6 protein-coding genes and 1 pseudogene are annotated in these 7441 nt (G+C 52.5%); all 7 read right to left on the bottom strand.

What is annotated here, in order from left to right; translation table 11 throughout:
* Positions 1–322 (bottom strand): annotated as a pseudogene (locus OEL57_RS11770) (pilus assembly protein PilB); the annotation flags it as partial.
* 105 nt (positions 323–427) lie between these two features.
* Entirely contained in the window at positions 428–1927 is a 1500-nt protein-coding gene (locus OEL57_RS11765) for a B12-binding domain-containing radical SAM protein (RefSeq protein WP_300740725.1), read from the bottom strand.
* 442 nt (positions 1928–2369) lie between these two features.
* Positions 2370–2822, bottom strand: coding sequence for a hypothetical protein (locus tag OEL57_RS11760; protein WP_300740724.1), 453 nt, complete (start codon positions 2820–2822; stop codon positions 2370–2372).
* Between the two features lie 58 nt (positions 2823–2880).
* The gene (locus OEL57_RS11755) at positions 2881–4071 is read right to left on the bottom strand and encodes a DUF4236 domain-containing protein (protein ID WP_300740723.1); all 1191 of its coding nucleotides are present in this window, start codon (positions 4069–4071) and stop codon (positions 2881–2883) included.
* Positions 4072–4149: 78 nt separating this feature from the next.
* Positions 4150–4842 carry an FRG domain-containing protein gene (locus tag OEL57_RS11750; protein WP_300740722.1) on the bottom strand — a complete coding sequence of 231 codons (693 nt, stop codon included), beginning with the start codon at positions 4840–4842 and terminating at the stop codon, positions 4150–4152.
* A gap of 207 nt (positions 4843–5049) precedes the next feature.
* Positions 5050–5352, bottom strand: a complete 303-nt coding sequence (locus OEL57_RS11745; protein WP_300740721.1) for a hypothetical protein — start codon at positions 5350–5352, stop codon at positions 5050–5052.
* Positions 5349–7232 (bottom strand): B12-binding domain-containing radical SAM protein, encoded by a 1884-nt coding sequence (locus tag OEL57_RS11740; RefSeq protein WP_300740720.1) that lies wholly within the window; start codon positions 7230–7232, stop codon positions 5349–5351. The genes OEL57_RS11745 and OEL57_RS11740 overlap by 4 nt, the downstream gene beginning before the upstream one ends.
* Positions 7233–7441: the final 209 nt, after the last annotated feature.

Genomic DNA, 7441 nt, shown 5'->3' with positions numbered 1-7441 from the left:
CCTGCTCTTCTTCGATAACATGCTGCCTGATCAGCGCCCTGCCAAGCGGAATTTTTTCCTCCCCGCTCACACTAAGTGCGTTATAAAGTTTTTCCTCATCAATTAACCCCTGTGAAACCAGAATATCACCCAGCTTGCGGCGTTTTTTATTGTGGTCGAGTATATATTCGAGGTCTTTGGCGTTCAGAAACCCAAGCATACATAAAATCTGGCCGATCGGCTGTTGGGGAGTAAGCTGCTGCATCTCCAGGGCCTGATCAAACTGTTCTTTGCTAATCAGCTTATTCTGAATCAACAGCTCTCCAAGTTTAAATTCAGGCATGAGCGAGCCCTTTCCAAAGTGATGGCTGACATGAAAAGATAATAAGGTAACTTATGCGAATTACAAGTTGCACGACAAGTTTTATGGGGATTACGACCGATACGTTCAACAGAACAGCGCGGCATGATTGGAGGTAAACTGGGCTGGATCACGCCGGATGATCGACGCAATTTCAGGGGGACGGCTGAACTCCTGGCGCAGGAAACGCCGCACCGCTCCCCTGCCCCAGCCGTTGGGATGGGTAAATCCTGTATAAAGAGACAAATCACCTTCGTAGAACAGTTCCGTCTCGTATTCCGGCACCTCATCGCCAAACAGCGGCATATTGAAGATCGCCAGGTTCAGAAAGGTAATTGCAGTATGATGCTGCTGCACAAAGGCCAGGGTACGGCGGGCAGCAGCCTGATCTTCAGCCGGTGTGCCGAACAGCAGGTAGCCATAGACCGCGATACCGGCTGCCCGCAGGTTCTCCAGAATCCGGCCCGCCATCCCCAGCTCTATCCCCTTGTGCAGACGATCCAGCACCTGCTGATCACCGGACTCAATCCCCAGCTTCAGCATCACACAGCCTGATTGCCTCAGAGCATGACAGAACTGTGGATCAGCCAGCTGCTTTTCAAACCTGACAAAGCCGTACCAGGGCACTCCGGGCGGCTGTTTGATCAGCCCCTGCAGCAGAGCAGGCGCCAGGGCATTATCCAGCAGATGCAGCAGACGTGGCCGGTACTGCTGCACCAGCTGCTGCAGTTCAGCCAGCACCAGCGGGATCGGCAACGGATGATAGCGACTCCCCTCGGCCCGCTCCGGACAGAAGGAACAGCGGTTCCACCAGCAGCCGCTGGCAGTACTATAGGGCAGGATCAGACCGGGTGAGAGATACGCCGCTAGCGGCAGCTGGCTGTAATCCGGCGGAGCCTGTTGGTACGGCGACTGAGCCCCCAGCAGTTCCAGCAGCGGCAGCTCTCCTTCACCACCGATCAAATGATCGACCAGCCCCCCAAACGGGTTGTGCCAGTCCGGTCGTGAAAGCCAGGTGGTAACCAGACCGCCACCCAGCACGATCTTCACCTGTGGATACTGCTGCCGGATCAGGCCGATTAGACTGAAGGTGCAGAGGGCCTGACTGAGAAAACAGAGCGAGATACCGACGGTGGTAATGCCGCCCAGCAGCTCTGGCAGGCGTTGTTGAAAGAAGGGGAAGAACGGATTCAGCTCAGGTCTGGCAGCGGCCTGCAGCAGATCCTGGCTGCGCACCGGGCTGAGTGTCTCGTGACGGAAATCTGCCAGACCAACCTCTGCCTGCAGCGGCTTGGCTGCCATCAGTAACAGGCGGTTCAGATCATTAACCGCGGTGGTATAGCGGGATGAATTGGCGTAGGTAGCCGGTTCACGCAGTTCCTGCAGGTGTTTATGCCTGCTGCGCCAGGCGCGGGTTGTCCAGGTGTCGTTGGCCTCTGGCTGCTGATCCAGCAACCAGAGCTGCCCTTCCAGGTTAGCATCCCACAGCTTGCAGGGGATGTCATGGGCCTGCAGCGCACCTGCCAGCCGGGCTATTCCGGCCGGTGGTTCACAAGCTTTGGCAATGGGGGGAAAGATCAGCAGCACGATGCTGGCTTACGGTTACAATCTGACATCACGGGGACGACTCCAAAATTAGGGTTGTATAACGGGGTGTCCGGTTCACCCGCTTCGCCCGGTTTCTCAGGGCGGGGCGGCGTGCAACCGGCTGGTTGGGACTTCGGGTGATTCGAAATACAGGGACGCCTTACCAATTCCACGCCTCGAACCGTATTAATACGTATGGTGTCCCTGTATTTCCTTTCGTATGGTGTCCCTGTATTTCCTTTGCGGCCGTCCAGCTCTAGACGTATGTCGGGGCGTTTTCCTTTTTTGGCGGCTGAGAAGGTGTAGCGATAGTTGCCAAGCAGTACCAAGGTTAGACCGGCTTCTGGATAGCATCTAGTTAAAGAGGAAACCAGCAAATTGGTGCCTGTCCCGTTATTGTCTCCCCAAATTGAAGTAAGTGGCGTCCCGCTTGAACACAGGGTTAGGTGACTTGCTCAGACTTGACCAGTAACTCTCTTGCTTTTGGAAGGCGAGCGACAATCGCTTGAAACCTTGGGCCTTTTCTCACATCAGCTATACCCTCCGTGCCGTGCATGGCGTAGTAGTTCTCGACCAACCGAATGTAAGTCTCACAGTAATGAAGCTCCTGGTGGTAGTTTTTTGCTTTCCGGGAAAGGACCGCTACACGCTCGAAATAGTACGGTGCCGCAATCAGACCGGCGACTTCCATCGTCTTTAACTCTGCATCACAGCACTTCATCATGTACTCGATGTCATACTTTTTCTCATCAGCGAGCTCCCAAGTCTGCCTCCCATCAACTAGATTTGCTCCGTCAGTGAGTTCCGTAATTAGCTCGCCGCTCGTCTTCGGTTCACCGTTGACCTTACACAAAGATGGGTTCTCTTTTCGGAATAGTTTGCTGAAAAAACTCATTAGCCCTCCTGCGGGTCAAAGGTCTGGTTGGGACATACCTAGCCTGCTCTCTACGATTTTATGAATTCACCTCAAAAGGTTGAATTGATCTAAAAACTCCGGTTTTTGTCATGTCTCTACGTAATTCAAACTGAGTTAATGCCTCGACTACATCAAGATTCACCAGATTGCAAAAATTGATATTCGACCATTTGTCTCTGGAAACACTCACTGAATACAGATACTCATCAGTTATCTTTCCGGTTGAGGTGTTTGTACGCTGAGAATAGGCGGACAAAACCACTTCGTTTGCTTCCTGAATTGCGCTGAAGGTTTCTCCAATGATTCTGAATCCGATGCCATGGACATGGGACATGTAGAGCCGTTGCACCTGTACTGGTGACATGTCCTTTACCGATAGCTTGTATCCGCGCTGAGGTGCGGAAGCTGTCTTATTTGGCATGTCTTCTATTTCAGGTAAGTCGACGTCTATAAATATCCGCTTACCGTTGTCCAGCATTTCAGTGGACAGCAAAGTTTCCTTTGGCCAAACAATTTCCTGGAGGCTTTCTTCGAGAAAGGCTTCTTTTGCAGTAACGCTGGTATAGATATCCTTCTCGATGAATTGTCTACGTTTCTGCTGTTCCTGTTCGAATGCGGATTTCTGTTCCTGCCATTGTTTCAATAGTTCATTATCCTCTTGCTGCCTCTTGAAGTTTTCCTGCTCGTTTCGTTCTCGCTTACTTTTGAAGAGTGAGGCAAAAAAACCTAATTTTATTGGTGGCCTTTTCCGCGGTTGCAATTCGGCAAATTCTTCAGGAACAAAGACAGGCTTTTCGTGTGGGGCAGGTGTGTAGTGGTGAATTTCTGCAAGAGCTTCTATTTGTACATTGATTTCATCGCATTTCTGCTGGATCAGATTTTTGATCACATCACCTTGTTGTCGTTTGGCAGCGACAACAACTTTTTCGCTCAACGGATTGCCGTATTCATCGTTGAAGAAGATTGTTCCATCGTCCTTAATACCAACGGTAATGCTCACCGAAGTAGTAACCCTACCGGAAGACCGGGAACTTTGGCTTGATGAACCACTTATTTTCTGGCGTGTATAGAGTCCGGTTCCTGGGATACCAGCATTTAAATAGGCGCCGCGCTTCCCAACGGTTACAGATGCACCACGGCCACCAATGCTGTAGCTGAGGCCACTCCCGCTTAAATTCATTCTTATTCCGGGAGCAAGCTTAAATGATTTTCGGAATCTTAGAGCCATTACTTTTCCTTTCCAACGGCTTGGGAGATCACCTGACTGCCTTTTGGTCAGGTGATCTCCGTGATTAGGCGTCCCACCTCACTCGATGTCTTGCGCCCGATACCGCAACCACGTACCGAGTCCATCGAGGTCTGGAAACAGCGATGCGCGAGTGATGCCAAGGAACTCCAACTGCTGCCTTAGCCCATTGCGCAGACCAGCAGGAATGATGATCTTCAACACAGAATCGTCCGTCGCTAAATGTGTGCGGAAGTCACTGCCATCCGGATGCACGGTAAAGATAGAGGATTGAACCTGCATACGAGGGCTGACTACGACCGGCGTCACCTGCATTGGTCGGGTGATTTCGAACGGTGACGCAGGCAAATGATCCTCGCACTGGAGACCCCACACAGCCCAGATTGCCGCATCACAAGCAGCTGACTTCTCAACAGCGAAGTAGGTTGCCACCAAGGGATTGGTTGCCCAATCCAATAAGCGTGTAGGTACTCCATGATGCTGTGCCAATGATAGCACGAGCCATGCGTTTGTGATGTCGACGCTTGAGTAAGCTGGCACATGTCGCAGGAACGACAAAAAAAGCTGTTGTTCAAGAGCAGGGTTAAAATGAGGGCGAAAAATGCCAGGTGTTGGAACAAACTCCACCGAGTCCTCGCCTCTGATCATAGGCGTGCGCTTGTTGTTATATGTGAGATGGACCCTCTTCACGACCGCGACTATGTCGTCAACAGACGTTGCATGATGTTCAATGTACTTAAATGATTCTGTCATATACCGTGCCTATCATAAATCATGAGTCGCTCAACCTCCCAAATGGAACATTTATTCAGCTCACTTTTGGCAAAACCGTTATTACAGCATCCACTCCAGCAAAGAGAAACAAAGCCAAAATGGATAATGTGTCACCATAAAAATCCGAACCTACACTCCTAATTTTCATGGCAAGCCTTCGCAATGGCTTGATTTTAAGCTCCCCTCCTATTTTAGGAGGGGTTTGGCGCGGTAGTTCTTACCGTCTGCGGCAGTTATTAAGTATTCCTTAACAACTGAATCAGGCGACAGCTCCACATCCTCAAAAATACGTTTAAGGTGCTGATTAATGGCGGGCACGGTCACATCGTAAAGCGCAGCCATCATCTTCTGCGTCAGCCAGATGTTTTCGTCCTGATACCGCATCTCGATACTTTGTGAGGCTTCGCCTGTAGCTGCCACAAAAGTCAAGTATTGCGCAGTAGAGGACGCTGTAATTGAAATAGTTTTCTGGTTTTTTTTCTTATTCATGCCGCTTCCTCTTCCAGATCGCTCACCATCCCCTCAGCCATGGCAAACTGCAGGAACTCCAGGGCATCGGCAGCCGGAATCCGCAGCTGCTTGGCAATGGTGCTGGCAGTGCGTGTGCCGTCCAGCTCTTCCAACAGCCGGTAGTACGGCTTGATCAGCGATTCTGTACAGACCTCGCCATGGGCCGGGTAGATGGCAGCCCAGGAACCGGTCTGTTTCAGCTGTTTGCTGATCCAGGCCAGATCAGGCTCACCACTTTCCAGGATATCGAGGATCTCATAGCTGAACGGCGACAGGGTAAGCGAGGAAGCCCGCACCAGCCTCATCTTCAGCAAATCAAGCTGTAGCAGCTGATCATCATCCGGCGGGATCGGCGGCACCGCCATCAGGGCCACACCGTAGGCATAGTGGTAGTCCACACAATCCAGGGCAGCAGGCAGCAATTTCTGGGCCTTGCGCTCATCAAAAAGGCTGGTCAGAAATTGCCGTTGCAGCTGCCAGATCTGCTCGTCTTCCAGTTCTGCCTCGTCCGGCATCCTGTCGTTCTGTCCCTGCAGCCAGCTACCAAACCGCTCCAGCAGTTCCACCGGTTTGAGCTTAATCCCCCGTGCCACGCCGTTAAACCAGGCCACGGCCTTGCCGCGAGAATAGAAGATGTCGCTGGCGGCGCCCAGTTGTCGCGCCCTGGCCATATCGGCCAGCGGAAAACTGGCTGACTCCAGCAGGGTGTAGGGTGGATCTGGCAGGTGCTTCATGCCGATGGATGTTGCCTTGTTGGCCACCTTGGTGCCGGGCAGTACGGCCAGCGGAAAGATATCCAGGTGGTTAGGGTAGAGCGAGAGGGCAAAGTTGAGCCCTTCGCGGAATTTATCAAAAGAATCATCAGGCAGGCCGTAGATCAGGTCAAAGCCAAAGGTGGCGCCGGAGTCGTTCAAGAGCATCACTTTGGCAGTGAACTCGTCGCGATTGAATGTTCTGCCCACCCCGCCGGCCACTGCCGGATCGGCGCTCTGCAGGCCGATCTGGACTGAGCAGGTCAGCCCGGCAAACAGCTGGGCCTGTTCCTTGTCCAGCAGTTCGTGACGCACCTCAAAGTGAAAATGAACATCCGGGGCAGTCTCAGCAATCAAACGCAAGAGGTGCTTGGCCCGCTTCTTGTCGGTGTTGAAGGTGGAATCCAGGGCAAAGATCTGGGAGGCGCCGCGACTGACCAGATAGGCCAGTTCCTGTTCCATCCGATCCAGCGGATAGCGCCGCACCTTACGGTCACCCATGCCGTCGTAGCAGAACTCGCAGGCATAGGGACAGCCCCGGGAGAGCTGCCAGACCATGCCGTTGGCAATATGCATGTCCAGCAGTCCGGCCAGGTAGGGAGAAGGCAGGATGGCAAGGTCTTCAACCTGCGGACGGGGAGTAACCTGTAGCGCTCCATCAATCAGTTGGGCAGTTCCGGGTAATCCCTGTAGTGGAGCTCCGGTCAGGCGGCGTTCCAGCAGCTCGGCAGCGGTCAGCTCTCCCTCTCCCACCACCAGCAGGTCAAATGGGGCCTCAGCTAAAAGTCTGGCCGGGTCAGCAGTTGCCTCAGGACCACCGGCAATCAACAGCAGCTCAGGAAACTGCTGGCGAAGCAGCGTAATCAGTTTACAACACTCATGGTGATTCCAGACATAGACCGGCAGACCAACGATGTCAGGCTTGTGGTCACGAATTGAAGCCACCAACTGTTCCAACGGCGTACCGCAGTAGAACTCGGCAGTGGTAACCGAGACCTTTCCTTGCAGGGCAGGTGCCTGGTCCAGATAGGCCTTGATAAAAGCAGCGGCAAGCGGTACCGCCTGGGCTGAGGGCATGGCATGTAGGGTAATAAGATGTAGGTTCATGGCGGTTACAGTACACCAATCAGAAAGAAAGCTCCAGCACTCCGGCATGTTAAAGGGCTGTTGCATAGTTGCTAATTAAATTGATGTTTCAGATATTTTTCTTTATTGTTTCAAAATTGAAAAATCAGCCAAGGACAAATTTGATGCCCCTGCTTGATCACCCCCTCATTGTAATCTCTGTCAGTGACGACACCCGTGCAGCACTAGTT

This window comes from Trichlorobacter sp. (genome assembly GCF_030247655.1).
Lineage (GTDB): Bacteria > Desulfobacterota > Desulfuromonadia > Geobacterales > Pseudopelobacteraceae > Trichlorobacter.
Note: the sequence above shows the minus strand (reverse complement) of the source record. Positions and strands in the feature narration are given on the sequence as shown.